General features: G+C 75.9%; 2 pseudogenes. Both read right to left on the reverse strand.

The window, feature by feature from the left end:
- Positions 1-1,761: pseudogene (locus ACWGIU_RS36200) on the reverse strand (DUF5107 domain-containing protein); the annotation flags it as partial.
- 64 nt (positions 1,762-1,825) lie between these two features.
- A pseudogene (locus ACWGIU_RS36205) lies at positions 1,826-2,232 on the reverse strand (arginase family protein); the annotation flags it as partial.

Raw genomic sequence — 2,232 nt, forward strand, 5'->3', positions numbered from 1 at the left:
GGGCCGGCCGCAGCCGGTCCCAGACGGCGCGGGCCTGCGGCAGCCGGCCCGCCGCGAGGAGGGCGCCCATCGCCTCCTGGCCGAGCGCCGACTCCGCGGCCGTCCACGGCTCGCCGCCACGACTCTCCACGGCCAGGTCCTCGAACGCCGCCGCGAACCCGTCGGCCGCCCGCGCCGCATCGCCCGCCAGGGCGTCCGCCACCGCCAGGCACCGCAGCAGCGGCCACCGCGAGGGGGCCAGCGCCAGCCCGCGCTCCCAGCTGCGTACCGCCTGGGCCACATCCCCGGCGTGCCACTGGGCCACGCCCAGGTGGTACTCCGTCAGCGGATCCGCCGGGGCCGTCTCCAGCATGTCCCGCCAGTGCGCGGCGACCAGGCTCGGCCCCGGCGGGACCACCCGGCTCGGGGCCGGCAGGGCGCCGGTGCGCCACAGCTGGAGCCAGGGCTCCTGCTCCTCCCCGAGCGTGTCCTCCCCGAAGGGAGTGCCCGGGAGTTCGAAGCCCCCGCGCAGCAGCTCCAGCGCGCCCCAGCCCGAGCCCTGGGCCAGCCGCTCCCCCGGCTCGGTGTCGGCGTGGCGGCGCCACGCCTCGTACGCCGACTCCACCCGCTCCCGCGGCAGTACGGCGCCCAGCGCCCTCTCGGCCGCACCGCGGGCCGCCGCCCAGTCCGCGCCATGGACCGGCGCCGGCTCCGCCGACAGTGGCCCGTAAGCCTCCAGCCAGCTGAACTCCGCGCCGGCCTCCAGCCGTACGTGCTCCAGCTGGGTCCGGGCCAGACCGGCCTGGATCTCCGCGTAACCGCCGCTGCCCGGCTGGGTCAGCCACTCCTGCCAGCGCCGGCCGCCGCCGCCCGCGCCCCACACGAACAGCTTGCGGCCGCGCAGCCCCGCGGCGGAGGTCTGCACGAGCCCGTGCCCGGCGGCGTCGAGGGAGGCGATCCAGGGCCGGGCCCCGTCCTGGACCTCGTAGAAGTAGTCGGCCGGATACTCGCCGCGCAGCGGGTACGTGCGGTCCGTACCCTCCCACTCCGGTACGGGGATGCGGCGCAGCGCGCGCTCGTAGCCGAAGTGCCAGGCCTCGTCGGCGGGGGCGAGCACCCGGGTCCCGGCGTCCTCCGGGACGGCGATGTTGGACCACCAGTACACGGGGGCGGGCCGCTCGTGCGGATTGCGGACGCGGACGCCGACGTAGAGGAACTCCGATTCCTCCGGCAGCCACAGGTCCACCTGGAAGGGCAGGTCGCGCAGGCGCTCCCACTCCCACAGCCGGACCATCACGCCCCCGTCCGGGGCCGGAACGAGCGCGGCGTGCAGCGGGGCGCAGGACAGGGTGGTGTGCCCCGTCGCGCCGGTGTTCCACTCGATGCCGCCGGAGAACCAAGCGCCGTTGAGCGCGAAGTTGGCGGGCTGGAACACCGGGTTGCGGTAGAGGAGTTCCCGTCCGGTCGGCAGGTGCACGAGCGAGTGGACGCGCCCGCCCAGCCAGGGAGCACGGTGACCCGGAGGTGGCCGTTCTCGATGACGATCGACTCGAAGTCCCGCTCCGCGCGCTCCCGTCCGTACCCGTCGCGGATCCGTACGGGCAGGAGCGAACGCAGTGGCTCGTAGCCGATCTGCCGTGCCATCTCGCGCGGCATCCCCTCGCGCGCACGCTCGTCCAGGGTGTGCGCCTCGTCGGGCGCGCGCAGGGCGGGCAGCGGGTTGTCCGAGCCCAACGCGGCTGCGGAGAGGGTCAGTACGGCGCGTCGGACGGTGGTGGCCATGAAGGAAATGGAACACGCCACGGCGACCGGTGCACAGGGTTCCGCGGATCACCACCGGTCAGGATTACGCAAAGGCGCCCGCGACCAGGTCGGCGAGGAGTACGCCCGCACGCCCGTCCGGGTCCAGGTCCGGCCCGGGTCGTAGGTCGTGACGTCGAGCCCGGCGCAGCGCGGCGATCCCACCAGCACGGCGAGCGGTGCGGCGGGTTCGTCGGGGAGCAGACCTCCGGGGTCGGGACTGTCCACGGCCGGCATGACGCCGGGGTCCAGCGCGAGGTGCACCCAGACCCCGTCGGTGTCGTGGGCGGATGCAGCTCAGCCCGTCCGGCGCCGCCCGGGCCACCGGTCCCGTGCCGCGTCGCCGGATCTCCCCGACGGTGGCGACGGAGATCCGGGCCGCGTGCGGCTCGGCGAGGCCCCGGTCGCCGTCGCGCTGCCCGAGGCGTACGTCCTCGTCGCGCAGGGAGGGGC

Source organism: Streptomyces sp. NPDC054840 (assembly GCF_053611065.1).